Origin of the sequence: Pseudomonas sp. ARP3 (assembly GCF_001029595.1) — a bacterium.
In the GTDB taxonomy this organism is placed as follows: Bacteria; Pseudomonadota; Gammaproteobacteria; order Pseudomonadales; family Pseudomonadaceae; genus Aquipseudomonas; species Aquipseudomonas rhodesiae.
Genome location: NZ_LEKF01000001.1, coordinates 337,467 through 362,179 on the forward strand (window position 1 = coordinate 337,467; position 24,713 = coordinate 362,179).

Consider the following 24,713-nt stretch of genomic DNA (forward strand, 5'->3'; position numbering starts at 1 on the left):
GTTTTCCTCGACGAAGATACCGCCGTGACCTCACTTAACGACGACCCTACCGCGTTGCCTGCCGAGGCGGACGACCCGGCCCGCGCCGCCCACGAAGCGCGCCAGGCCCTGCGCGCCCAGCTGACCCAGCGGATCAACAGCAGCCCCCATCCCAGCCGTCTGATCAACCAGCTGGCGACGGCCGATCTGCGCTGCGCCGACGCGGCACGCCGCGTGTCAGGCCTGATTGCGCGCGCGCCCAAGGTGCTGCGAGTGATTCGCGCCGCCCTGCGCCAGGCCTTCGATCTGGACCCGGATACGTTGCTGTTCACCGAACCCTTGCCGCCGGCCACCGCGAGCAAGGTGGAGTGCTTGACCGACCGCGCCCTGCAGTTGCTCGTGCTGCCGTCGGTGCCGCTCAATATCAATCAATTCACCGCCCTCAGCCTCAAGGACGAGCCGACGCGCCGTTTGCCGTTCACAGCGCTGGAAGCACTGCAGCGAGTTGTCGCACTCAAGTTGTTCGAGCGCCTCAACACCGCTCAGACCGAGTACTGGCAGACCCTTGCCACGGGTTCCTGGCAGACCCGCGAGGAGCGCTGGGTGGAACTCCACAGGCAATTGTTCGCCGACCGGGCGCTGGTGGCGCGGCAATTGGACGAGCTGTCCAGCGCTGGTGCGGTCATGGTCCAGGCCCTGGTGGACGCACCGACCGCCGAAGCCCGCCAACGTGCGGGGCAGCAGTGGGCCAGCGTACAGGCCTGCCAATTGATGTGGCCGGGAGTGGGGCCGCGACTGATGCCCATCCCCAGTGCGTTGCATCTCTACCGGCAAGGCGACCCGGTGGGCATGCCCCATGTAATGTATCTGCCGGGGCTGAATCGCCCCTTTTACGAGTATCCGTCCTTTGCTCAGTTGCAGTGCGGCCTGGTCGCGCTGATCCGCAGCACGTTATTTGACGACCTGTGGCAATGCCTGCCGTTGCGACGTCGACACGAGCTGTGTCAACCCGGCATGGCGTTGACAGCGGCTCGCGGCTCGGCGCTGCATGGCGATGCCTTGGCTCTCAGCGCCCTGGCGATTCGCGACGGGCAATGGGAAAACGAGTTGGCCTGTGCCGTGTCGATCAACCTTGCGCAGGTGTTTTCCGCTGCGCGGCGGCCGGCTGTGACCGATAAGGCGCGGTTTCTCGCCCAGATCGAGCGGGGTCGGCGTCACAGCATCGGCAAGTCGCGCCTGGGGCCAATCCGCCGCGAGCTGTTGGACTGGGACCAGCAGCGTCGCCGTCAGGAAATCAATTTCGCCAGCACGGCGCCGGGCCTGGCGTTGAACACCGTGCAGCAGCAGGTCAAGCGTTATGAGAAGGGCCTGACTGCGCTGCTGGACCCCCACGACCCCGGCCAGGACACCCCGGCCTGGCAGGAATCAGTCACGCTGGAAAACCAACTCAACAGTCACGCTAACGGCCTGCGCACGCTGCTGCACGATGCTCAATTGAAACTGTTCGACGTGGCGTTCTGGGCCGCGCGCGCCGACGGTACGGCCCGGCGGGTGGCATGCTTTATCGCTGTCTGGCGCGAGCTGCTGCGTGACGAGGTTCAGTTGCAGCGTCGACTGCGCTTGCTGCGCACGCCCCATCGCGATCTGCTGCTTGAGGTGCTGGACGCTCCGCTGACCCGTCAGCGTGAGGGCAGCCAAGCCCGGGTGCTGTCGGTGCGAGTGGGCGGCGAGCCGCTGCATAGTCTGTTTGTGGTGACCGAGGCGGCGGCCCTCGACGATCCGCAGCGACGTGCGCCGGTGCTGTTGTGCGCGTTCGGACAGGAGGGTGGGGTGGCGAGCTTTGCTCGTCTCGACGCGCTGACCGAGGGGGTCAAGGCCAGTTTCGCCGGCCGTGACGCTTCACTGATGTGGCAGTACGTCGATCGCCAGCACCGTGGTGCGGTGCGGGCAGCGGTGGCCGGGCAGACTCTGGCCGTGAGCTATGCCCCCATCGACGGCGACCCGCTGCTGTTCGCGCTCAAGCAACTGCTCAAGGGCTATATGCGCGTGTACCGAGGGATCGGGCGCACTCCCCCGGTATTCAGTGAAGTCAGCGATGTGCACCTGAGCGGTCTGTTGCTGGCCCAAGAGCTGGCAAAGCACCTAACGGCGCCGGCCAGCGCAGCGCGGGGTCGGGCGCGGGCCCATGTTGATGTGGTGCGCCAGGCGATGGGCGCGCAGCCCACACTGCCGGCGTGGCTGAAAGAGGCGTCGGCCGCGCAGCTCGACCGATTCAGACGCCTGCAAGGCCACTACCTGAGCAGCACTTTTGCCCTGCAGGCACGTCTGGAACAACGTCTGCCGGATTTACCCAGCTTCGCCCGCCGCGTACTGATTGCCCGTTTACGCGAGGACGGCCTCCCTCCGGCGGTGGACATCGACACGCCGTTTATCGAAATGCCAGACCATGTCGACGGTCGTTTCTGTAGTGCAGATGCCACCTGCAGTGTGGGCGATCGCAAGGAAATCCTCACTCCCAGCACCGGGCGCACTCAGTTCACTTTGCTGCAACTGGCGCTGCATAACCTCGATCCCCAGATGTTGCCCACTTGGTGGCGATTTAAATATGCGCAGTACCTGAAGCCCGAATGGAAGGGGCTGCTGAGTCCGCCCTACCTGATCGCCATGGTCTCCTCGCTGGATATCGGCGGTCAGTATGAGGCGCTGATCAATGGAGTGTTTTACCCGCGCGACGAGGCGCCACGGCGCTTGACTGAGGGGCGCGTGCCCACCTTGCTCAGGCGCGCGCTGGTCACAGGCGCTGACGCGCACCTGTATTCGGCGACTCAACAGGGGCTGACGCCCAGCGCTCAGCGCCTGTTCAGCCTGGCCATGGCGGCGCGCACGCCGAACGACCTGCGCCAGCAGGGCTATCACCTGCAACTGTATGTGGTGCATCTGGTGGGCCACACGTTGCAGCACGATCGCTACATTGCCGGCATCGTGGTGATTCACGACCTGCTGTCCCAAGGCTGCGTGGTTTACTGGCCCGCTGCGCCGGATGGCAATGCCATCAGTGAGCACAGCAGCCTGCAACTGGCGCGGGAATATCTGAATCGCATTGGCGCAGTACCGCCTAATACCAAAGCCTTGGCGCGGCACATCGCACCCGGCTGGGCATTCGAAGCCATCGCGCACACGCCTGACGAAGCCTGCGCGCAGCCGCCGCAGTTCCAGGCGGTGTATCTGTTGCCGGGGTACGTCATGTTGCAAGGGCTCTGGCGCGGCGCCGAGTTTGTGCGCTCGTTCAGTGTCAAGCATCAGGAGCCGACGGCGCTGGCCGCGGAAGCCGAAGCGCAGACCCTTGAGCAGATCTCCAGCGATCCCTTGAACTGGTTGGCATTGGTGCCCACCTCCCAGTGCGATGCCCAGGCCCTGTTGTACCAGGCGCGGGTGCTTGAACTGCACCGTCAAGCCCAGGCTGGCAGCCACTCCGGTAAAACCCTGGAAAAGTACCGCACCCAACGCTTGCAAGCGGAAAAAGACCGCCGCGACCGGGCATTGCTGTCGCTTTTCGTGCCCTGGTTCGGCTTGGTGAACCAGCTCTACGAGGTGTTGTTGGCGGCACGGCGTTATCACCATAGCGGTGACCCACGGGATGCGGTGGATGTGGCATTTGGCGCGGTATTCCTGCTGGTGGATCTGATACTGAGCGTTATGCCTGGGCCAAAAGCGCGCAAGGGCGTACCGCTACGCTCCATGGGGATAGGTCTGAACCGCCTGCATCGCACCACGCTCGTCGAGGTTGGCCGGGTGCCTCGGCTGGGCCGGTCGGCTTCTCCCGCTGGTCAGCTCAAACTGCTGGAGCGATTCAAGAAACCGGGCGTGCCTGCCGACGCCGTGCCGCTCAGTGGGCCCGGCGAAAAAGGCCTGTACGTCAAACACGGTGAGCCATTCATGGTGGTAGGCGAGGACCGTTACCCGGTTTACCGACGCGGCGACGAGCAGTTTTTGCGCCTGAAAAACCAGGACGCGCCGGGCCAGGATGAACTGATCCTGACGATTCACGCGCCCGGTGAATGGCTGCTGGGTGCGGACGCTCCGGTGGCCGGCCCCAGCTCTGGGGTGCTCAGTCCATGGCGGTCTGACACGCCGGTCGCCTGGTCGCCACCTGCGCGCGGCGCTACCGAAACCGCCGTGCGTCAATCGCCGGGCTCTCAGGTGGAGTGGCGCGATTGGCATGCCAATATCGTTGCGCAGTTGCCGGAAGCGCCGTCCGGGCATGGGGTGTTTCTGGTGCCGATGCAGCCTGAAGTCGCGTTGCCCCATCTGCCGTTCAGGTCGGTTTCTTCTTCACCGTCGTTGCAGGAGCGTAACTACTACGTAGTCAGGATCGACGGCCACTACTACCGGTTGCTGCCCCAGGGCAGCAACGCGCCCCTCGACCAGATTATTTTCCTGACGAAAGACAACCCACTTTTCTCTCGGGCTGTCGACGATATCGAGCGTTGGCTCAACAGCCAGCTCCACGAGCAACCGATTCCGGCGACCCTGAACGCCGAAAAGCGTTGGCAACTACATCGCCCGTTGTTCGACCGCCCGCTGGAGCAATCCGTGGCCCAGGTGTTTCCCGGCATGACCCTGGCCAGCCGACGTTTCGCCGGCCAGCGCTTGATCGAACTGGCGGACACCGGCCGCACGGCGTCGGCCACGCACCTGTTGAACGTGCGCGCAACCCTGGACGGCTGGATTGCGGCCGGGGGCCAGACCGACGACCTGTTCAAACTCCTACGCCCGGCCGAACCCTCGGGCAAACACGCCTTTTTCATTGGGTTCGAAGGCAAGGCGCCTGGCTTCTCGCGCGTGGATTTCCAGCCGCCCACCCCCTTGGCGGCGTCACTCAAGGCGCCTGTTTCCGCGTCGCTCGGTGTGTTGCAGAAGAAGCAGGCAAAGGATGTGCTCTTGCGGGAGCGAGGCCAGGCGCAGCAGGCCGCAATCAGACAAGTGTTGGAGGCACAAGGCTTTGTGCTCAGGTCGATGAAGAAAACCCATGGCGGGCGGGAGCATTTCGTGTGGGTGTGTACCCATGAGCGCTCCGACAACGTGTATTACCTGTCGACCCAATGGCTTGAATCAGGCAGCGTTGCAGCCGTTCCCAGGTTGTCGAAGGAATCGGTCGCCAAACAGCTGACCCTTCATCCGACGTCAGAGGCGCATCGTCTGGTCAACGATGCAATGGGCAGCGAGCGCTTGGTGACGATGGTGGGGGGCATTCAGTGGCCGGTCAAAGGCAACCTTCCCCCCACCGTGTATTTCATCAAGCCTCAGCTTACTAGCCCTTGAGCAGGGAGACCGCGCCGGCACCGCCAAACAGCCCGGCGCTGAAGCGGTTGAACCAGCTCTGGCCCTTGCCGGTGCGCAGGTAGCGCGCCGCGCCATGGGCGCCGAGGCCGTAGGCCAGCTTGCAGAGCAAGTCGAGCACGGTCCAGGTGGCGATCATGATCAGCAATTGCGGCAGGAACGCCTGCTGGCTGCTAAGAAACTGCGGCAGGAAGGCGGCGAAAAACAGGATGTCCTTGGGGTTGCTGGCGCCCAGCACAAAGGCTCGCCCGAACAACGCGCGAAAACGCGGCACCGGCACCGCGTCCGGCACCACCGCGCCTTGGGACGGCAGGCGCGATTGCTGCCAGCTTTGCCAGGCCAGGTAGAACAGGTACAGCGCGCCGACGATTTTCAATGCGCTGAACAATTGCTCGGACGCCAGCAGCAGCGCCCCCAGACCCAGCGCCGAGGCACTGAGCAGGCAGATCGAGGCGAACACCCCGCCCAGAAACGCCGGATACGAGCGGCGCAGGCCGTAGTTGAGGCTGTTGCTGATCATCAGCAGTGACAGCGGGCCTGGAATCAGGATCACGATCAAGGCAGCGCCGCTGAACAGCAGCCAGGTTTCCACGCTCATTACATTCCTCCCTTCATGCAAAAGCCCCACCCGAAGGTGAGGCGGTTATCGCCGTTTGCCTGGGTCACAGGAAAACGAATTTGGCGATGAAAATCGCGCACAGCACCCACAGGCTGATGGATATCTCACGGTATTTGCCGGTGCCGGCCTTGAGTGCCACATACGTGATAAAACCCAGGGCGATGCCGTCAGCCACAGAAAACGTCAGCGGCATCATGATCGCCGTGACAATCGCCGGGATGCTGTCGGTGGCTTCGTCCCAGTTGATATGGGCCATGCTTGCCATCATCAGCATCGCGACATAGATCAGCGCGCCGGCCGTGGCGTAGGCCGGAATCATGCCGGCCAGTGGCGCAAAAAACATCGCCGCCACAAACAGCACGCCCACGGTCACGGCGGTCAATCCGGTGCGCCCACCGGCGGCCACGCCGGCAGCGCTTTCCACGTAACTGGTCACCGGCGGCACACCGACCATGGCCCCAAACACGCTGGAGGCGCTGTCGGCCTTGAGGGCGCGGGACAGGTTATCGATCTTGCCGTCGGCATTCACCAGCCCGGCCCGTTGCGCGACGCCCATCAAGGTGCCCGCGGTGTCGAACATGTGCACAAACAGAAAGGCGAACACCACGCTGATCATGCTGACGTTGAATACGCCTTTGACGTCCATCGCCATCCAGGTCGGCGCCAGGCTCGGCGGGGTGGACAGGATGCCGTTGTAATGCACCAGGCCCAGGCCCCAGCCGGCCAGGGTCACGGCAATGATGCTGATCAGAATCGCGCCGAACACGCGGTGGTAGCTGAGGATCGCAATCAGCAAAAAGCACACCGCCGCCAGCAGCGGTGCCGGCTCGTGCAGCGACCCGAGCTTGATCAGGGTGGCCGGGCTGTCGACGATGATGCCGGCGGTTTTCAGGCCGATCACCCCAAGAAACAGACCGACACCGGCGCCCATGGCATGCCGCAGGCTGACCGGGATGCTGTTGAGCAGCCACTCGCGGATGCGCGACAGCGTCAGTAGCATAAACAGCACCCCGGAGATAAACACCGCACCCAGGGCGGTTTCCCAGTGATAGCCCATGGTGCCGACCACGGTGTAGGTGAAAAACGCATTCAGGCCCATGCCCGGCGCCAGGCCCACCGGCCAGTTGGCGTACAGGCCCATCAGCAGGCAACCGAGGGCGGCGGCGATGCAGGTGGCGACAAAGGCCGCACCGTGATCGATGCCGGCATCGGCCATGATGTTGGGGTTAACGAAAATGATGTAGGCCATGGTGATAAAGGTGGTGAGGCCGGCGATCAGCTCGGTCTTCACTGTGGTGCCATGCATGCGCAGTTTGAACAGGCGTTCCAGCCAACCGCCTTGGGAGGAGGGTGACAGGTCCAGCGTAGGGGCTTCGGATTTGCGGCTATCCACAGCGAGTACTCCTCAAGCATTTTATTGTTATGGCCAGCGCAGGGCGCTGTGAGGTTACCGGCGGGTTTTGTTGACTAGTAGGTCAGGAACTCGCACGAAGCGAATTATGCTTTTGTATACAAAGAAAGCAAATAATGTTTTCCATTTTGTGTGCGAAAGGGATGAAAGGCAAACCTCTAGTTTTTCGCGCTCAGCGCCATATTCACCGCCAGCCAGCCTTTCACCGCCTCTTCACCGGCTTCACTGAAGGCGCGCTGCAGCAACTTCACCTGCTCGCGGCGCAGGGATTGTTCGAACCGCCGACCTTCTTCGCTGAGCTCCAGCAAGCGTTTGCGCTTATCGGTCTGCGACGCCACGCTGTTCACCAAGTGCATCTCCTGCAATTGGCGCAACGGCATGTTCAGCGCCTGCTTGCTCACCCCCAGCAATGCCAGCAACTGCGTCACGCTCAGGGCCGGGTAGCGGGCGATAAAAAACACAATGCGCTGATGGACCCGGCTCAGGCCGCGACGTTCGAGCATTTCATCGGCCTTGGCGGTGAACGCCTGGTAGCCGAAGAAAAATGCTTCCATGGCTTGCTGCTGGCTGTTTGGGTTTTTAAGGTCAATCATGTTGACGTATCCAGGTGAGCTGTCGTAATTTCGGTCAACCAGTTTGACGTATTTCCCACAGTCTTCGCCAGCGGTGACCTTATGGCCTTCTCCGAACGTGTTACGCGCCTTAAAAGCTCCTTGATCCGTGAAATCCTCGCCGCGGCGCAGCGCCCGGAAGTGATGTCGTTCGCCGGCGGGCTGCCGGCCGAAAGCATGCTGCCGGCGTTGAACTGGGATGACATGCCATTGAACATCGGCCAATACGGCATGAGCGAAGGCGAGCCGCAGTTGCGGGAATTGCTGGCGGCCGAGGCGCGCTCCCTGGGCGTGCCGTGCCAGGCCAGCCAGGTGCTGGTGGTCAGCGGGTCCCAGCAGACCCTGGACCTGGCGGCCAAGCTGTATATCGATCAAGGCACGCCCATCCTGCTCGAAGGCCCGACCTACCTGGCCGCGTTGCAGATCTTCCAGCTGTTCGGCGCCGATTGCCTCACTGTGCCCCTGGAGGACGACGGCCCCGACCTGGCTGCGTTGCGCGCCAAGCTCGAGCGTCATCGCCCGGCGTTCATCTACTTGATCCCCACCTTCCAGAACCCGTCGGCGGTGCGCTATAGCGAGGCCAAGCGCGATGCTGTCGCCGCGTTGCTCGACGAATTCGGCGTGACCCTGATCGAAGACGAACCCTACCGCGAACTGACCTTCGACGGCGCCAGCGCGCGGCCCATCGTCAGCCGCCTGCACAAGGCCAGTTGGATCTACACCGGCACCGTGTCCAAAACCCTGCTGCCGGGCCTGCGCGTCGGTTACCTGATTGCCAGCCCCGACCTGTTCCCGCACCTGCTCAAGCTTAAGCAATCGGCGGATCTGCACACCAATCGCGTGGGCCAGTGGCAGGCGATGCAGTGGATCGGCACGCCGAATTATCAGCAGCACCTGGCTGAACTGCGCCGTTTTTACCGCGAGCGCCGCGATGGGTTTCAGGCCGCACTGGAACGGCATTTCAGCGAACTCGCTGACTGGCAGGTGCCCCAGGGCGGATTATTCTTCTGGCTGACCTTGAAACAGCCGCTCGATACCCGCACTTTGTTGGCGCCCGCGCTCGCTCAGAACGTCGCCTTTATGCCCGGCGAACCGTTCTTTTCCGAGCCGGACCAGCACCTGGGCTCACTGCGGCTCAATTTCAGCCATATCGACCCGTCCCGCCTGGACGAAGGTCTGATGCGTCTGGCCGCCGTGATCCGTCAAGCACAGCACGCGCAAGCGGCATAAGGGGAACCCCATGTACAAGGTTTATGGCGATTACCGCTCGGGCAACTGCTACAAAGTCAAACTGATGCTCAACCTGCTGGGTATCCCGTATGAATGGGTGAATGTCGACATCCTCAACGGCGACACCCAGACCGCCGAATTCCTGGCCAAGAACCCCAACGGCAAAATCCCGGTGCTGGAACTGGAAGACGGCACCTGCCTGTGGGAATCCAACGCGATCCTCAACTTCCTCGCCGACGGCAGTGAGTTTCTGCCCACCGAGCCGCGCTTGCGCACCCAGGTGCTGCAATGGCAGTTCTTCGAGCAGTACAGCCACGAGCCTTACATCGCCGTGGCGCGGTTTATCCAGTACTACCTGAACATGCCGGAAGATCGCTTGGAGGAATACAAAACCACCCATAAGGGCGGCTACAAGGCGCTGCGGGTGATGGAACGCCAACTGCAAGCCACGCCATATCTGGTGGGCGAGCAGTATTCGATTGCCGATATCGCGCTGTATGCCTACACCCATGTGGCCCACGAAGGCGGCTTCGATCTGGCGCCGTACCCGGCGGTGCAGGCCTGGCTGGCACGGGTAGCCAGTCATCCCAAGCATGTGGCGATGCTGGACTGATCACTCCATTCAGTTCGATGAAGTGTCAGATAACTCATCGCTCAGCAGGTCGAAACAGCGCTGCGCCGCCGGGCTCAGCGTTGTGCCGCTGCGACTGATCAGGCCGATCTCCCGGCTTACCCCGGGATGATCGATGGCGATCCGCTGTAACCCCTCCAAACTGTCCGCCGCCGATTCCGGCAACACACTGATCCCCAACCCTTGACGCACCAAGGCCAGCACCGTCGACATGTAGTTAGCCTCCATGCCGGCCGTCATGCTCAGCCGCGTCTGGTCGAACAGCGCGTCCACCTGCTCGCGCACACTGCTGTCGCGGCCGGTGAGGATGATCGGCTGGTCCGCCAGTTGCTCCAGGGACAAGCGTGGCAAAGCCGCGAAGGGATGAGCCAGCGGCACAAACGCACACAGGCGGTCATTGAGCACCGGCACGAAATCCAGGCCATGGCTTAAGCGCGCCCGCACGCCGATGCCAAAGTCCACGTCGCCGGCGCGCACCTGGGCATGAATGCGATGGGCCACCACGTCGTGCAGGCGCACATCGATCCCGGCAAAGCGTTCGCGGAACAGACGCAGTGCCGGGGGCAGGCTACCGGCGCACACCGAGGGCAGGGCGGCAATGGTGACCACGCCCCGGCGCAACGCGGCGAGGTCGCGCGAGCCGGTGACAATGTTATCCAGGTCCAGCAGCAGTTTTTCCATAGGGCCGTGCGCTTCCTGGCCGGCTGGGGTGAGGCTGACGTGGCGCGGGCTGCGGTCGAGCAGGGCGATGCCCAGCCACTCTTCCAATTGCTGCACTTGCACAGTGAGCGCCGACGGCGAGAGGTTCAATTCGCTGGCGGCCTTGGTAAAGCTGCCGGTGCGCGCGACGGTGAGAAACGCTTGGATATGCTGGATCGAATTTTTCATCGTTTTGTTTTTCCGAACATGCCGGGCTGAATATTCCAATTTACAAAGACTACCGCGCTTCCAATACTCCGTGGAAAACAATAACCGGCCAGCAAAGGCCGCTCTGGAGTCCCCATGCTCGCTACCCTGGGTGTCATTACCATCCTGTGCCTGCTCATTGCCGTCATGAGCAAACGCCTCTCGCCACTGGTGGCCCTGATCGCCTTGCCGATCATCGCCGCGCTGCTCGGCGGGTTCGGCCTGCAAACCAGTGCCTTCATCATCACCGGAATCAAGAACGTCGCGCCTGTTGTGGGGATGTTTGTGTTTGCCATCCTGTTTTTCGGGATCATGACCGACGCAGGCATGCTCGACCCCATCATTGACCGCATCCTGCGCACGGTGGGCACGCGCCCTACACGGATTGTCGTCGGCACCGCGACCCTGGCGCTGCTGGTGCACCTGGACGGCTCCGGTGCGGTGACCTTCCTGGTGACGGTGCCGGCGATGTTGCCGCTCTACACGCGGCTGGGCATCGACAAACGCATCCTCGCGTGTGTGTGCGCCATGGCCGCCGGGGTCAACTTTTTGCCGTGGACCGGCCCGGTACTGCGCTCTTCGGCCGCGCTGCATGTGCCGGTGGCGGACCTGTTCCAACCGCTGATTCCCGTGCAGATCGTGGGGCTGATCTTTGTGTTCGCCTGCGCCTGGTGGCTGGGCCGGCGCGAAGAAAAACGTCTGGGCCTGGGCGCCGGTTCTACGGTAGACGCCGTGCCGCAACGCGTACTCAGCGAGGACGACCTCAAGCTGCGGCGCCCACGGCTGTTCTGGCTCAACCTGATCCTGACCGTGCTGGTGATGGTGGTGATGATTGCCGGTTGGGTCGACCCGGTGGTGATGTTCATGCTCGGCACCGTCGTGGCGCTGTGCATCAATTACCCGAACGTGGACGCCCAGCGTGCGCGCATCGACGCCCATGCGAAAACCGCCTTGACCATGGCCAGTATCCTGCTCGCCGCCGGGGTGTTCACCGGCATCATGCAGGGCACCGGCATGCTCAAGGCCATCGCCGAAGTGGCGGTGGCGCAGATTCCGGCGGGCCACGGCAAGCTAATCCCGGCGGTGGTGGGCTTTATATCCATGCCCCTGAGCATGCTGTTCGACCCCGATTCCTACTATTTCGGCGTGATGCCGGTGATCGCCGAAGTCGGCAAGGCCCTCGGCGTGGACCCCCTGCAAGTGGCCCAGGCCTCGCTGCTGGGCGTGCACACCACCGGTTTCCCGGTCAGCCCGCTGACCCCGGCGACCTTCCTATTGGTGGGCCTGTGCAAGATCGAACTGGCCGATCACCAGCGCTTCACCATTCCGTTTCTGTTTGCCGCGTCAGTGTTGATGACCCTGACCGCGTTGCTTTTGGGAGTGATCTGACATGAACACCTTGCGCATCGGTTCCGGCGCCGGCTATTCCGGCGACCGCATCGAACCGGCCGTGGAATTGGCCGAGCACGGCGACTTGGATTACCTGGTTTTCGAATGCCTGGCCGAACGCACCATCGCCCTGGCCCAACAAGCGCGCATCAGCGATCCCAAGGGTGGCTACGACCCGCTGCTGGGCGAGCGCATGCGCCGTGTGCTGCCGTTTGTCGGCGCGCAGCCGGGGCGCCGGCGTTTGCGGGTGATCACCAATATGGGCGCGGCCAACCCGCTGTCGGCGGCCGAACACGTACGGTGCATCGCCGATGAACTGGGCCTGGACCTCAAGGTCGTGGCGGTGGTCGGCGATGACGTATTGCCGCTGCTACGCCCCGAGCAGGTGCTGGACAACGGCCAAACCCTTGCCTCACTCGGGGCGCGAGTGATCTCGGCGAACGCCTATCTGGGCGTCGACGGCATCCTTGAGGCCCTGCGCGCCGAGGCCGATGTGGTGATCACCGGGCGCGTGGCCGACCCGTCGTTGTTCCTTGCGCCGCAGATGTTTGAATTCGGCTGGGCCGCGGACGATTGGCCGCGCCTGGGCCGGGGCACCCTGGTGGGGCACTTGCTCGAATGTGCAGGACAGGTCAGCGGCGGCTATTTCGCCGATCCGGGGTTCAAGGACGTGGAGGATTTGGCGCGGCTCGGCTTCCCTTTGGCCGAGATCGATGCCGAGGGCAGCGCGGTGATCACCAAGGTTGCGGGTTCCGGTGGGCGGGTCAGCCGCGCCACTTGCACCGAGCAATTGATCTATGAGGTGCATGACCCGGCGGCCTATCTCACCCCCGACGTGACCGCGGACTTTTCCCAGGTGAGCTTTGTCGACGAGGGTGTGGATCGCGTTCGGGCCCAAGGCGCCGATGGCCGTGGGCGCCCGTCGCAGTTGAAGGTCAGCGTGGGCTATCTGGATGGCTGGATCGGGGAAGGGCAGATGTCCTACGGCGGCCCCGGCGCTGTCGCACGGGCGCAGTTGGCGCGGGATGTGGTGCTCAAGCGTCTTGAATTGATGGGAGTGAAGATGCAGGACGTACGCGCCGAACTGATCGGTATCGACTCGCTGCACGGTCCGCGCAATAGCGTGGAGCCCTGGGAAGTGCGCCTGCGCGTCGCCGCCCGCTGTGAAGAGCGTAGCGACGCGGTGCGCATCGGCAACGAGGTGGAAACCCTGTACACCAACGGCCCGTCCGGCGGCGGCGGTGCCAGCAAAAGCCTACGCCAGGTGGTGGCGGTAGCGTCGTTGCTGCTGCCCCGTGATGCGGTCAACCCGAGGATTCAGGCATGAAACTGCACACACTGGCCCATTCCCGTACTGGCGATAAGGGCGATACGTCGAATATCTCGATCATTGCTTACCGCGCCGAGGATTACCCAAGGCTGTGCGAACAGCTCACCGCCGAACGGGTCGCCGAGTTTTTCGCCGGGTTGCTCGGCCCGGGCGCGGCACCGGTGCGGCGCTATGAACTGCCCCATGTGCACGCGCTGAACTTCGTGCTGCCGGGGATACTGCGCGGCGGCGTAACCCGCTCGCTGGCCCTGGATGCCCATGGCAAGTGTCTAGGCTCGGCGCTGCTGGATCTGGAGCTCACCCCGGCAAAAGGGCGATAAGTCTGTCAGACGGCGGCGAAGCGTTTATCCAGGTAATCGATGATCACCTTGGAGTCGTACATCCAGGTGGTCTGGCCGTTTTCTTCGATGCGCAGGCACGGCACCTTGATCTTGCCGCCTTGCTCCAGCAGGGTCTGACGGTCCTGCTCATTGTTCTTCGCGTCCTTCAGCGCTACCGGCACATTCAGGCGATGCAGAGTGCGGCGGGTCTTCACGCAGAACGGGCAGGCGTGGAACTGATACAGGGTCAGGCCCTTGGCCGCTTCGTTGACCTGTGCCTGTTGCTCGGCGGGGCGCTGCTTTTTACGGGGACGGGTCAGTAAATCGCCCGCGATGATGACGTGGCCGAGGCCCACTCGAAGTGCTTTGACGAACATGGCTGAAACCTCTTGCCCAACACAGAAGGGGCCGCAGCTTACCTGATTTGTGCAGGCGAAAAAAAACCGGCGATGAACGCCGGTCTTTTCCTACGCAGCCGCTTACTTGATCAGGCTGAGAAATTCGCTGCGGGTGGCTGCGTTTTCGCGGAATTCACCGAGCATCACCGAAGTGATCATCGACGAATTCTGCTTCTCCACGCCGCGCATCATCATGCACATGTGCTTGGCCTCGATCACCACCGCCACGCCCAGTGCGCCGGTCACCTGCAGCACGGCATCGGCAATCTGGCGGCTGAGGTTTTCCTGGATCTGCAGACGACGCGCATACATATCGACGATCCGCGCCACTTTGGACAGGCCCAACACCTTGCCGCTCGGGATATAGGCCACATGGGCCTTGCCGATGAACGGCAGCAGGTGGTGTTCGCACAGCGAGTACAACTCGATGTCCTTGACCAGCACCATTTCGCTGTTGTCGGAACTGAACAAGGCACCATTGGTGACTTCTTCGAGCGTCTGTTCATAACCGCGGCAAAGGTATTGCATCGCCTTGGCGGCACGCTTGGGCGTGTCGAGCAGGCCCTCGCGGGAAACGTCCTCGCCGAGTTGGCCGAGGATCGCGGTGTAATTCTGTTCCAATGTCACAGGACTGTTTCCGTATGGGTTTCAGGACGGTACGGTGTATGCCTGTACCAAGATGGAGCGCTGCGCCGTATGCAGCGGCAGCAGTTAATGTGGCGCACATAGTAGCCTAGGTACGCGGACAGTTGTATTCCTGGGCGATGTCAGTGCTAGAGTCGACCTCCGTTCAGAGGGAGGATCTGATGACCTTGCAGGATCGCAGTGTTTCCGAGCGTGCGCTGATCTTGCCAAGGCAAATCGCACGCGTATCGCGCGTGAGTTGGCCTGCTTGACTAAATATCCGGGTGAACGCTGCCCAGTGTCGGTATTTATGGCCGGCTCTCCGGGGGCGGGGAAGACAGAAGTCTCTAAATCCTTTATTCGCCTAATGGAGGATGGCGGGACTAGCGCATTGCGAATAGACCCCGATGATTTTCGGGTTTATTTTCCTGAATACAACGGAGCGAACTCCAGCCTGTTTCAACGTGGCGTAACTTTGATGGTCGAACGGACCATAGACTTGGTTTATCAGCAGAACCAATCCTTCTTGTTGGACGGGACGTTGGCGAATTTCGCAGTGGCTCGTAAGAACATTCAGCGCGCGCTGGATAAGGAAAACAGGTCTGCACAAATCATTTATGTTTATCAAAAACCTGAGCTTGCCTGGGAGTTTGTGCTGGCACGGGAGGCGGTAGAAGGTCGAAACATTCCGTGTAAGGAGTTCATCCGTCAATTTTATGCCTCAAAGACGACAGTGTGCGGATTGAAGCGAGAGTTTCTGGGACATCTGCAAGTCGATGTTCTTATTAAAGATACCGATGGAGGCGAGGCGGAAATTGGCATCGATCTATCGGCCGAGGAAATTGACGAACTGGTCAGGCAGCCCTACCATCCAGACCAACTTGAGCAAATTTTGACCGGAGTAGCCTTATGAAAGGTGAAGTCACAGAAGTCATAGGGACGTCTTCAACCACGATGTCGGATTTTTTTCGAAGTGGTTCGGTGGAGGAAAGGCGTGCGGTATACCGTTGTGTCGCCAATGCTGCGATAACTCTGCAAAAAGAAATGATCTTGCAGGCGAGGGAGAAGAAAGCAAGAGAGCTTTTCGACAGTTGAACCTCTGAGAGGCTCCTTTAAAGCCCAGCTAATCCGCTGGGCTTTTTGTTGAATTACCTACTCGTCACGCCCTTCCATCATGGTCCGCTTGAGCATCACATACACCGCCCCCGCGCCGCCGTGGCGGGCCTGGCAGGAGGTGAAGCCGAGTACTTGTGTGTGCTGACGCAGCCAGGTATTGACGTGGCTCTTGATCATTGGCCGCTTGCCGTCGAGCCGCACGGCTTTGCCATGGGTAACGCGCACGCAGCGGATTTCGAACTTGGTGGCTTCGGCGAGAAAGGCCCATAAGGTTTCCCGGGCTTTTTCCACGGTCATGCCGTGCAGGTCGAGGCTGCCTTCGAAAGGGATCTGGCCGGCCTTGAGCTTGCGCATCTGGCTTTCCTGCACGCCGTCGCGGGCCCACATCAGCTCGTCTTCGGGGCCGACGTCGATGACGAACTGGTCCGACAGGCCATCCACGGTGGTGGCGTCGGTGCGCACGGTCGCGGCCTGACGCAGTTTGGCGATCTGCGCGCGATCGGTCTTGGGTTTACCGGTGTCGGCACGGTCATGCTTGATCGGCTTGACGCCGCGCAGCTCGTTTTTGAACAGGGAAAAATCGTCGTCTTGCATGTCAGCCTCCGCGAAGGGCGGGCAGTTTACCTAAATCGCGGCGGCCGGGCGCAGGAAACGCTATCCAAGCGCCACTAGTCGTGCTTCTTCATCAGGTGTGAGGCAATGTTCAACGACAGCGGCTGCCGCATGCGGCGTCGGCTGCGGCGCCACAACCACACACCCAACCACAGCACCAGCAGGCCAATGCCCAACAGCAAGGCAGAACCGCCCGGGCTGGCATTCAGTTCGCCCAGGGCCGGCGAATGGCCAAACAGACCAGCGCCACCGGCGCCCGCCAACAGCACACCTACAATCGCCAGCAGCGCGGCAATGCCGGCCACCAAGCGCAGACGCCAATTGCTCGGGCCCTTGGGGCGCAAGCGACGAGCGTCAAAACCATCGGATATCTTCATCCCGACCTTTCCTCCAGGGTATCGGCCCTTCGACCGGAAGATACCCGGCTTGTTCCGGGGGCAGGGGTAATTGCGCCAAATGAAAGGGCTTAGCGGATGAGCGGGGCAATAAACCCGCCGCTCATCCCGGCGGCGATCAGATCAGATCTTTGGTCAAAGCGAGGGTGGCGAAGTTGTCGGCCATGATGGCCATTTCGGTTTGCTGCACCTGCTCGGCGCTCAGCACGCCGCCTTTGTACGGCAGGTCGCGGGTGGCGCAGGCGTCTTCCACCAGGGTGCAGCGAAAGCCCAGGTTCTTGGCGGCGCGCACAGTGGTGCTGACGCTGGAGTGGCTCATGAACCCGCAGACGATCAGATCCAGGGAACCCAGGTTCTGCAGGCAGTCGAGCAGTTCGGTGCCGTGGAACGCGCTGGGCAGCAGCTTGCCAATAATGGTTTCGTCAGCGCTGGGTTCCAGGCCGGGGATGAATTCACCGCGCTCACCTTGTGGGTCGAACAGGCCGCCGACGGTACCCAGGTGACGTACATGCACGATAGGGCGCCCGGCTTCCCGCGCCGCGGCGACCAATTGCTTGATATTGGCCACGGCCGCGTCCATGCCCGAGAGGGCGAGCGGGCCGCTGAGGTATTCCTTCTGGGCGTCGATGATCACAAGGGTCGCATGGCTGAGATTGGCAGCTGCGTAACCACGACCGCTGAGTTGAAACATCGTCTTTGGAACGGACATTCTGGGGCTCCTGTGAGGGGGGCGTTTGCGACATTGTCCACTGGCTGAGCGCTTCTGTGAATCGCTACGATCGTAAGGTACGCCGTTGCTGGCGTGCAGCGATGTCAAGAGGTGGGCGTGTGGGGCGCAATACTGGCAATTTGGATGAAAACCGACGTACGGCGCCAGGTTTTTCGTACATCGTCGGTACAGGCGAAGGCTGTTAGAATCGCCAGTCGTTTTTTCCAGGAGTCTGCCCCGTGATCACTTCCCGCCTGCGCACCTTGCGCGACCATATCCGTTGGGCTGTCAGCCGTTTCCATGGGGAAGACCTGTTTTTCGGGCATGGCACCGACAATGCCTGGGACGAAGCCCGCCAGTTGGTACTCGGCGCCTTGCACCTGCCTTGGGAAATGGCCGACAGCTACCTGGACTGCAACCTCGAAGAAGAGGAAATCTCCCACGTACAGCGCCTGCTGCATCGTCGCATTCATGAACGCGTGCCCACCGCTTACCTGCTGGGGGAGGCGTGGTTCTGCGGCATGTCGTTTATCGTCGATGAACGCGTGCTGATCCCTCGCTCACCGATTGGCGAACTGATCGAAAACCGCTTTGAACCCTGGCTGGCCCAACCGCCGGCGCGCATTCTCGACCTGTGCACCGGCTCCGGGTGCATCGGCATCGCCTGCGCTTACGAATTCCAGGACGCCGAAGTGGTGTTGGGGGATCTGTCCTTTGAAGCCCTGGAAGTGGCCAACCAGAACATCGAGCGTCATGGCGTCGACGAGCGCGTGTACACCGTGCAGGGCGACGGCTTCGACGGCCTGCCGGGCCAGCGGTTCGACCTGATCGTCTCCAACCCGCCGTATGTGGACGCCGAGGATTTTGCCGACATGCCGGACGAGTACCAGCACGAACCGGAGTTGGGCCTGGCCTGTGGCGACGACGGCCTGAACCTGGTGCGACGCATGTTGGCCGAGGCGGCGGACCACCTTACGGAGAAAGGCCTGTTGATTGTCGAGGTCGGTAACAGCCAGGTTCACGTCGAAACGTTGTACCCGGAGGTGGATTTCGCCTGGCTGGAGTTCCAGCGTGGCGGGCACGGTGTGTTTATGTTGACCGCCGAACAGTGCCGCGCCCATCAAGCGGTGTTTGCGGCCAAGGTGTAACGGCGGGACCACCGTTAAAGATGTGGGAGGGGGCCTCCTCCCACATCGATCGCCTTTCAAACGGCTATCGGTGCGTCGCAATCCAGATCAACAACCCCGCCTGAAACACTGTAAACGCCACCAGGCAGGTAATCGTAAAGCGCAAGCCGCTGTCTTCGCGCTTGAACTTGGTGACCTTTTCTTCTTCCTTTCGCAGCTTCACTTCCTGTTCCAGCAGATTCTGCTCGGCCTGCTGCAGCATTTGTGCGGCTTCGAGGATTTCCACGAACTGCACCTTCTCGGTGTTCCAACTGTCCAGCACCGCGCTGACCTTACCGGGCTGTACGTTGCCTTTGAGGTGCTGCACATCGGCGTAAGCCACATCGAAACCCTGGATGCGCAAAAAGTGATCGCGGCGCAGGCGCGTCGATTCGTTGAGGGCGTCCTTGTTGGACAGGTCGACGCCATCGACGCGGTAATGGGACCAGTGCTTTTTCGCCCAAGCCGCGGCCTGGGCCACCAGGAATCGACCGATGCCACGGTTGGGCGGCTCGATTTCCAGGCTGTTGCCGGGGCCAAAATGCACGCGATGTTTATCGTGGTCGACCCACACATCCAAATGGTTCTGCTCGCGGCGCACGCGCTGACCGGGCAATTGGATGACCATGCGCAACAAGCTGTGGTGTTTGTCGTTGCGCTCGGCATAGCCGAACTGCACAAACCGCAATGGCCGCGCACCGGTAGCGCGGTCGGTGGCCAGGGGAGCCAGGCGCAGCATCTTGAAATGTTCGGCTTGAACGTCCGCCCATGGCAAAGGCGCCGTGTCGGCGGCCTCGGGTGTTGCGGCCGAGGTGTCGGCGGTCGGTTCGGGTAGTGCTTCTGTGGTTGTCATGCGGTGCGATCCTGTCCAGGCCCTGCGAGTCGACGGTCTTTTTACTGTCGACCCTGGGCTTATCGGCCGGATTTGCCAGGACTGGAGGCCATTTGTTGCTTAACGGGGTTGAAGTCCGTCGATAAAGCTCACGATGCGCTTGCCCAATTCAGCGGCAAGGGGCAATTGCGGGTCGTTGTAGGACGCCAGTTGCTGTTTCACTTCCTTGGGCACGATGCGCATCACATGATTCATGCCGTCGATCACCACCAGTTGCGCGTCGGGCTTGGCTTGCTTGAGTTGCCGTGCATCGCCCACGCCCACTTGGATATCGTGGGTGCCCTGGATAATCAGCGCCGGCATGTTCAGCTTGGCGAACGCGGCCGATGGATCGGCGCGGAATAGGCTGATCAGATACGGCTGCACACTGGGTCGGAAAATGCCTTGCAGCGGGCCAGGCACATCGGCGTCCACCTGACCGGCCTTGAGGTGATCGAGGATTTCATTGCTGCGTAACAACAGGGCAGGGGGCAGGTGATCGGCCAGTTGCTGGCGGATCACTTGATCCACCGGGCGCGCGCTGCCGGACAGGGAAATCACCCCGGCAGGCTGCAACTGCGGCGCGGCCAGCGCGGCCACCAGTGCACCTTCACTATGGCCCAGTACGATCAATGGGCCCATGCGCTTATCGGCCTTGAGCAGGTTGCCCCACGCCACCGCGTCGGCGACGTAGGCATCCAGGGTCAGGTTGCGTTCGTCCGGGGTAGCGGCCAGGCTGGCGGCCACGCCGCGCTTGTCGTAGCGCACGCTGGCGATATTGTGCCGGGCCAACACCCAGGCCAAGCGCTTGAGGCTGTCGTTGCGCGCGCCGTCGGCGCTGTTGCCGTTGCGGTCGGTGGGGCCGGAACCGGCGATGATCAATACCACTGGCACGGGGCTGTCGGACGGCGGCAGCAACAACGAGCCGAATAGCTTGCCACTGCCGGTGTCGAGGCTGATGGGCCGTTGTAGGACAACAGGGGACGCGGCGTGGGCCAGGGTGGTCAAGAGGGTGAGGGTGAACAGCAAAACTCGCAGCATCATCGCGCCATCATCAGGGAAGTGCCGGTTGGACCCATGCCGACCGGTAAGGTTTCGAGGATGAACTAGTCGGTGTGCCCGCGTATACTGGCGCGCTTGGTTATCACCCCTGAGTGATTACAACTGATTTCACGGAGCGCCCTGCATGTCCGGCAATACCTTCGGCAAGCTGTTCACTGTCACCACCGCGGGCGAAAGCCATGGCCCGGCGTTGGTCGCCATTGTCGACGGCTGTCCGCCCGGCCTTGAGTTGACCCTGGACGACCTGCAGCGTGACCTCGACCGCCGCAAACCCGGCACCAGCCGCCACACCACCCAGCGCCAGGAACCCGATGAAGTCGAGATCCTCTCCGGCGTGTTCGAAGGTCGCACCACTGGCTGCGCCATCGGCCTGCTGATTCGCAATACCGACCAGAAGTCCAAGGACTACTCGGCGATCAAAGACCTGTTCCGCCCGGCCCACGCCGACTACACCTACCACCACAAATATGGTGAGCGCGACTACCGTGGCGGCGGCCGCAGCTCGGCCCGGGAAACCGCGATGCGCGTGGCCGCCGGGGCCATTGCCAAGAAATACCTGGCGACCCAGGGCATTCTGATCCGTGGCTACATGAGCCAGTTGGGCCCGATTGAAATCCCGTTCAAGTCCTGGGACAGCGTGGAAGACAACGCATTCTTCTGCCCTGACCCGGACAAAGTCCCGGAACTGGAGGCGTATATGGACCAACTGCGCCGTGACCAGGATTCGGTCGGCGCCAAGATCACCGTGGTCGCCGAAGGCGTCAAGCCGGGCTTGGGCGAGCCGATTTTCGACCGCCTAGACGCTGAACTGGCCCACGCGCTGATGAGCATCAACGCGGTCAAAGGCGTGGAAATCGGCGCCGGTTTCGCCTGTGTCGCCCAGCGCGGCACCGAGCATCGCGATGAGCTGACGCCCCAAGGCTTTCTCAGCAATAACGCGGGCGGCATTCTCGGGGGTATTTCGTCTGGTCAGCCCATCGTCGCGCACCTGGCCCTCAAGGCCACCTCCAGCATCACCACCCCGGGCCGTTCGATCGACGTGCACGGCAACCCGGTGGACGTGATCACCAAAGGCCGTCATGACCCCTGCGTCGGCATCCGCGCCACGCCGATCGCCGAAGCGATGATGGCCATCGTGCTGATGGACCACCTGCTGCGCAATCGCGGGCAGAACGCCGACGTGCAGGTGACGACCCCGGTACTGGGCCAGCTGTGACCGTCCGCAATATTGGCTGTGGTAAGCGAAATTGTTGTGGTGAGCGAGCTTGCTCGCGCCGGGCTGCGAAGCAGCCCCCCACACCATGCTGATCCCGTACTGGCGCCTTTCCAGCTTCTACCTGTTCTACTTCGCCCTGCTGGGCGCCACTGCGCCGTTCCTGGCGCTGTACTTCGATCACCTGGGGTTCTCCAGCGCGCGCATCGGCGAGTTGGTGGCCATCCCCATGTTGATGCGCTGCGTGGCCCCGAACCTGTGGGGCTGGCTGGGGGATTACACCGGCCGCCGCCTGGCCATCGTGCGTTTTGGCGCGGTGTGCACGTTGCTGAGCTTCTCGCTGATTTTCGTCAGCCACACCTATGCCTGGCTGGCGCTGGTGATGGCGCTGCATGCGTTCTTCTGGCACGCAGTGCTGCCGCAGTTTGAAGTGATCACCCTGGCCCATCTGCAAAAACACACCTCGCGCTACAGCCAGATCCGCCTTTGGGGCTCCATCGGTTTCATTCTTACCGTGGTCATCATGGGCCGCCTGTTCGACTGGCTAAGCCTGGACATCTACCCGGTGGTGGTTGTGGTGATCATGGCCGGCATCATCGGTGCCAGCCTGTGGGTGCCGAATGCACAGCCGGCCAACCACGGCAATCGCCTGGCCGGGGACGGATTCCTCAAGCAACTGCGCAGCCCCGGCGTGCTGGCGTTCTACGCCTGTGTGGCGCTGATGCAGATGAGCCATGGCCCGTATTACACGTTCCTGACCTTGCACCTCGAACACTTGGGTTACAGCCGGGGCGTGATCGGACTGCTGTGGGCGCTGGGGGTGGTGGCCGAAGTGCTGATGTTCCTGGGCATGAGCCGTATCCTTACGCGCTTTTCGCTGCGCCGGGTGCTGCTGGCGAGTTTTCTGCTGGCGGCGCTGCGCTGGGTATTGTTAGGCACATTGGCCGAATTCTTTTGGGTGCTGCTGCTGGCGCAGGTGCTGCATGCGGCTACCTTCGGCAGTTTCCATGCGGCGGCGATTGCCTTTGTGCAGCGCAGCTTCGGGGCTAAACAACAGGGCCAGGGCCAGGCGCTGTACGCCGCATTGTCCGGCACCGGCGGAGCCTTGGGCGCGCTGTATGCCGGCTACAGCTGGAACCTGCTGGGCCCGACCTTCACCTTTAGTCTTGCCAGCGTCGCCGCCCTGGCCGCGGCCGTTATCATCGGCTTTCGATTGCACGAGCAGAACCAAGGAACCCTTCAATGAGTTATGTCGCCGTCTACCATGTCGCTACACCGGATACGCCGAACAAGGTGCTGACCCATCTCGACGATATCGCCAGCACCCTGGCCGAGCACGGCGCGCGCTTCGAGCGCTGGCAACCGGCCGCGATCGAGAAGGGCGCCACCGATAGTGCGATGATGGAGGCGTATAAGGCGCCGATCAATGATCTGGGGTATGCCAACGTCGAGGTGCTCACGGTCATCGACCCGCGCCCGCCGCTTGCCGAGCAACGTTGCCGCGAAGCCCACGCCCACTTCTTTATCGCGGGGCAGGGGCTGTTCAGCCTGCATGTTGGCGATTACGTCTACAGCGTACGCTGCGAAAAGAACGATCTGTTGGTGATTCCGGCTGGCATGGCGCATTGGTTTGATCAGGGCGAGCATGGGCATTTTGTCATGCTGCGGTTGTTCAACAGTGCCGAGGGCACCAAGCCTGCGTTGACGGGCGATACCCTCGCCGAACGCTTCCCGGGTTTGGACGACTAACCTCAACGAATAGGATCTTCAACCCCGGCAAATTTGAAATTGCTGTGGGAAGTGGCTTAGTTATCTGTAGGGCTCTGCTGTTTATGCGGACCCCTGCCCACGACGTGCATGGGTTGTGTAACTCTTCTGCGGCCTCAGTGTTTATGTCACCTGTCAATAGGAGGAATCCGAAGGGTGATCGGGCATTAGCCAATAAAAAGGAGAGACGCAATGAATCGCCCAGAGGAGTCGTTTGAGTCGTCGTATACCGTGCCCAATGCCGTCAGAAGACGCCTTAACTTATGGGGGAAGCCGCTGACGCCGTCGGAGTTGGAAATCCTGCGATGGGCTTCCGAAGGCAAGACCGTCTGGGAGATCAGCCAGATTCGCTGCACCTCCGAGGCCACGGTGAAGTTCCACTTGCGCAACATCTACGGCAAGTTGCAGGTCAACAACCGCGTACAGGCCATGAACGAAGCCGCGCGCCAGGGCCTGTGTTAAGCCCATAAAAAAGGGCTGCGACGCTCAACGGCGTCGCGGCCCTTTTTGTGCGCGGCTGACTTACGCGGAGTGGTAGGTCGGCAGGGCGAAGCGATTCTGGCTTTGCAGCATGGAGATCTGCGGCAGCTCACTGGCTTGCTCAGCCAGGTCACGACGGATGGCGCTGATCACCCAGGTCAGTTGGTCGGCAGTGTGCAATTGCTGATAAGAGATCGAGCGTTTGACCTGCTTGCCTTCACTGTTACGCAAGGTCAACAGGATGCCCCCGTCCGGACGAGGCTGAGTGGTGACGTCGTAGTTGGAAAAAACCGAAGCGAATTTATCTTGGATCAGGCTCATGTTTATCAGCTCCATTGGCTCAAGTGGGCAAGCATGGAGTGATAGGTGCAGCGATTGTGCCAGCTTAACGAATACTAAAAATTCCTTATAAATCAGGGCCTTATAAAAAATAGAAGTTTTCGTTTTCGTGCAATTTGCATGAATGGCCATCATGCATCCTGCATTTTGCGTTACCCGGCGCGGTGCCACTGGTGCCTCATTACGTTTAAAGAC

Annotated in this window: 25 protein-coding genes; 13 read left to right on the plus strand and 12 right to left on the minus strand. The window is 61.8% G+C overall.

Annotation, left to right across the window (positions count from 1 at the left end):
• Positions 1-24: 24 nt before the first annotated feature.
• Complete coding sequence (locus ABX75_RS01530) at positions 25-5,301, plus strand: dermonecrotic toxin domain-containing protein (protein WP_047881337.1); 5,277 nt, start codon at positions 25-27, stop codon at positions 5,299-5,301.
• On the opposite strand, the gene ABX75_RS01535 is transcribed toward ABX75_RS01530, so the two are convergent.
• From ABX75_RS01535 to ABX75_RS01545, 3 genes are all read right to left on the minus strand, one after another.
• The gene (locus ABX75_RS01535; protein ID WP_034138799.1) at positions 5,291-5,917 is read right to left on the minus strand and encodes a LysE family translocator; all 627 of its coding nucleotides are present in this window, start codon (positions 5,915-5,917) and stop codon (positions 5,291-5,293) included. The genes ABX75_RS01530 and ABX75_RS01535 overlap by 11 nt on opposite strands.
• Before the next feature lie 64 nt (positions 5,918-5,981).
• The gene (locus ABX75_RS01540; RefSeq protein WP_371263967.1) at positions 5,982-7,244 is read right to left on the minus strand and encodes an NCS2 family permease; all 1,263 of its coding nucleotides are present in this window, start codon (positions 7,242-7,244) and stop codon (positions 5,982-5,984) included.
• Between the two features lie 263 nt (positions 7,245-7,507).
• Entirely contained in the window at positions 7,508-7,942 is a 435-nt protein-coding gene (locus ABX75_RS01545; protein ID WP_047881338.1) for a MarR family winged helix-turn-helix transcriptional regulator, read from the minus strand.
• Between the two features lie 81 nt (positions 7,943-8,023).
• Here ABX75_RS01545 and ABX75_RS01550 point away from each other — a divergent pair, with 81 nt between their 5' ends.
• Together ABX75_RS01550 and ABX75_RS01555 are read left to right on the plus strand one after the other, a co-directional pair.
• The gene (locus ABX75_RS01550) at positions 8,024-9,190 is read left to right on the plus strand and encodes a PLP-dependent aminotransferase family protein (protein ID WP_047881339.1); all 1,167 of its coding nucleotides are present in this window, start codon (positions 8,024-8,026) and stop codon (positions 9,188-9,190) included.
• Between the two features lie 10 nt (positions 9,191-9,200).
• Positions 9,201-9,803 carry a glutathione S-transferase family protein gene (locus ABX75_RS01555; RefSeq protein WP_034099363.1) on the plus strand — a complete coding sequence of 201 codons (603 nt, stop codon included), beginning with the start codon at positions 9,201-9,203 and terminating at the stop codon, positions 9,801-9,803.
• A 9-nt stretch (positions 9,804-9,812) separates the two neighbouring features.
• Here ABX75_RS01555 and ABX75_RS01560 read toward each other — a convergent pair whose 3' ends face one another.
• Positions 9,813-10,709: a LysR family transcriptional regulator gene (locus ABX75_RS01560; protein ID WP_047881340.1), complete on the minus strand. Its 897-nt coding sequence runs from the start codon at positions 10,707-10,709 to the stop codon at positions 9,813-9,815.
• Positions 10,710-10,823: 114 nt separating this feature from the next.
• Here ABX75_RS01560 and ABX75_RS01565 point away from each other — a divergent pair, with 114 nt between their 5' ends.
• Genes ABX75_RS01565 through ABX75_RS01575 form a run of 3 tightly spaced genes read left to right on the plus strand, consistent with a single transcriptional unit; the run spans position 10,824 to position 13,766 of the window.
• On the plus strand, positions 10,824-12,116 hold the full coding sequence (locus ABX75_RS01565) for a CitMHS family transporter (RefSeq protein ID WP_034099360.1): 1,293 nt from the start codon (positions 10,824-10,826) through the stop codon (positions 12,114-12,116).
• Between the two features lies 1 nt (position 12,117).
• The gene (locus tag ABX75_RS01570; RefSeq protein WP_047881341.1) at positions 12,118-13,443 is read left to right on the plus strand and encodes an acyclic terpene utilization AtuA family protein; all 1,326 of its coding nucleotides are present in this window, start codon (positions 12,118-12,120) and stop codon (positions 13,441-13,443) included.
• A complete protein-coding gene (locus ABX75_RS01575) occupies positions 13,440-13,766 on the plus strand; it encodes a hypothetical protein (protein ID WP_034099357.1) in 327 nt (108 codons plus the stop codon). Before ABX75_RS01570 ends, ABX75_RS01575 begins: the two co-directional genes overlap by 4 nt.
• A 5-nt stretch (positions 13,767-13,771) precedes the next feature.
• Here the strand turns inward: ABX75_RS01575 and ABX75_RS01580 are convergent, their stop codons facing one another.
• Positions 13,772-14,143, minus strand: a complete 372-nt coding sequence (locus ABX75_RS01580; protein WP_034114659.1) for a glutathione S-transferase N-terminal domain-containing protein — start codon at positions 14,141-14,143, stop codon at positions 13,772-13,774.
• Positions 14,144-14,245: 102 nt separating this feature from the next.
• Complete coding sequence (folE, locus tag ABX75_RS01585; protein ID WP_003175229.1) at positions 14,246-14,791, minus strand: GTP cyclohydrolase I FolE; 546 nt, start codon at positions 14,789-14,791, stop codon at positions 14,246-14,248.
• A gap of 265 nt (positions 14,792-15,056) precedes the next feature.
• Between folE and ABX75_RS01590 the strand changes: the two genes are divergently transcribed.
• Both ABX75_RS01590 and ABX75_RS01595 read left to right on the plus strand, forming a co-directional pair.
• Positions 15,057-15,701, plus strand: coding sequence for a zeta toxin family protein (locus ABX75_RS01590; protein ID WP_232925125.1), 645 nt, complete (start codon positions 15,057-15,059; stop codon positions 15,699-15,701).
• Positions 15,698-15,883 (plus strand): hypothetical protein, encoded by a 186-nt coding sequence (locus ABX75_RS01595; protein ID WP_040268968.1) that lies wholly within the window; start codon positions 15,698-15,700, stop codon positions 15,881-15,883. The genes ABX75_RS01590 and ABX75_RS01595 overlap by 4 nt, the downstream gene beginning before the upstream one ends.
• Before the next feature lie 57 nt (positions 15,884-15,940).
• Here ABX75_RS01595 and ABX75_RS01600 read toward each other — a convergent pair whose 3' ends face one another.
• The 3 genes from ABX75_RS01600 to ABX75_RS01610 form a co-directional block, all read right to left on the minus strand.
• A complete protein-coding gene (locus ABX75_RS01600) occupies positions 15,941-16,498 on the minus strand; it encodes a Smr/MutS family protein (RefSeq protein ID WP_034114655.1) in 558 nt (185 codons plus the stop codon).
• A 74-nt stretch (positions 16,499-16,572) separates the two neighbouring features.
• Complete coding sequence (locus tag ABX75_RS01605; RefSeq protein ID WP_034099345.1) at positions 16,573-16,893, minus strand: hypothetical protein; 321 nt, start codon at positions 16,891-16,893, stop codon at positions 16,573-16,575.
• 136 nt (positions 16,894-17,029) lie between these two features.
• A complete protein-coding gene (locus ABX75_RS01610; protein WP_034099343.1) occupies positions 17,030-17,620 on the minus strand; it encodes a cysteine hydrolase family protein in 591 nt (196 codons plus the stop codon).
• A gap of 239 nt (positions 17,621-17,859) precedes the next feature.
• On the opposite strand from ABX75_RS01610, the gene prmB reads away from it, so the two are divergent.
• Positions 17,860-18,768, plus strand: coding sequence for a 50S ribosomal protein L3 N(5)-glutamine methyltransferase (gene prmB / locus ABX75_RS01615; RefSeq protein WP_047881342.1), 909 nt, complete (start codon positions 17,860-17,862; stop codon positions 18,766-18,768).
• A gap of 64 nt (positions 18,769-18,832) precedes the next feature.
• Here prmB and ABX75_RS01620 read toward each other — a convergent pair whose 3' ends face one another.
• Together ABX75_RS01620 and ABX75_RS01625 are read right to left on the minus strand one after the other, a co-directional pair.
• Entirely contained in the window at positions 18,833-19,639 is an 807-nt protein-coding gene (locus ABX75_RS01620; protein WP_034099339.1) for a hypothetical protein, read from the minus strand.
• 99 nt (positions 19,640-19,738) lie between these two features.
• Entirely contained in the window at positions 19,739-20,701 is a 963-nt protein-coding gene (locus tag ABX75_RS01625) for an alpha/beta hydrolase (RefSeq protein ID WP_047881343.1), read from the minus strand.
• A 142-nt stretch (positions 20,702-20,843) separates the two neighbouring features.
• Between ABX75_RS01625 and aroC the strand changes: the two genes are divergently transcribed.
• From aroC to ABX75_RS01645, 4 genes are all read left to right on the plus strand, one after another.
• On the plus strand, positions 20,844-21,935 hold the full coding sequence (gene aroC, locus ABX75_RS01630; RefSeq protein WP_047881344.1) for a chorismate synthase: 1,092 nt from the start codon (positions 20,844-20,846) through the stop codon (positions 21,933-21,935).
• 85 nt (positions 21,936-22,020) lie between these two features.
• The gene (locus tag ABX75_RS01635; RefSeq protein WP_034099335.1) at positions 22,021-23,178 is read left to right on the plus strand and encodes an MFS transporter; all 1,158 of its coding nucleotides are present in this window, start codon (positions 22,021-22,023) and stop codon (positions 23,176-23,178) included.
• Positions 23,175-23,681: an acireductone dioxygenase gene (locus tag ABX75_RS01640; RefSeq protein ID WP_047881345.1), complete on the plus strand. Its 507-nt coding sequence runs from the start codon at positions 23,175-23,177 to the stop codon at positions 23,679-23,681. Before ABX75_RS01635 ends, ABX75_RS01640 begins: the two co-directional genes overlap by 4 nt.
• Positions 23,682-23,891: 210 nt before the next feature.
• Entirely contained in the window at positions 23,892-24,161 is a 270-nt protein-coding gene (locus tag ABX75_RS01645) for a response regulator transcription factor (protein ID WP_034099331.1), read from the plus strand.
• Between the two features lie 60 nt (positions 24,162-24,221).
• On the opposite strand, the gene ABX75_RS01650 is transcribed toward ABX75_RS01645, so the two are convergent.
• Positions 24,222-24,500: a DUF3509 domain-containing protein gene (locus tag ABX75_RS01650; protein WP_003172952.1), complete on the minus strand. Its 279-nt coding sequence runs from the start codon at positions 24,498-24,500 to the stop codon at positions 24,222-24,224.
• Between the last annotated feature and the right edge of the window lie 213 nt (positions 24,501-24,713).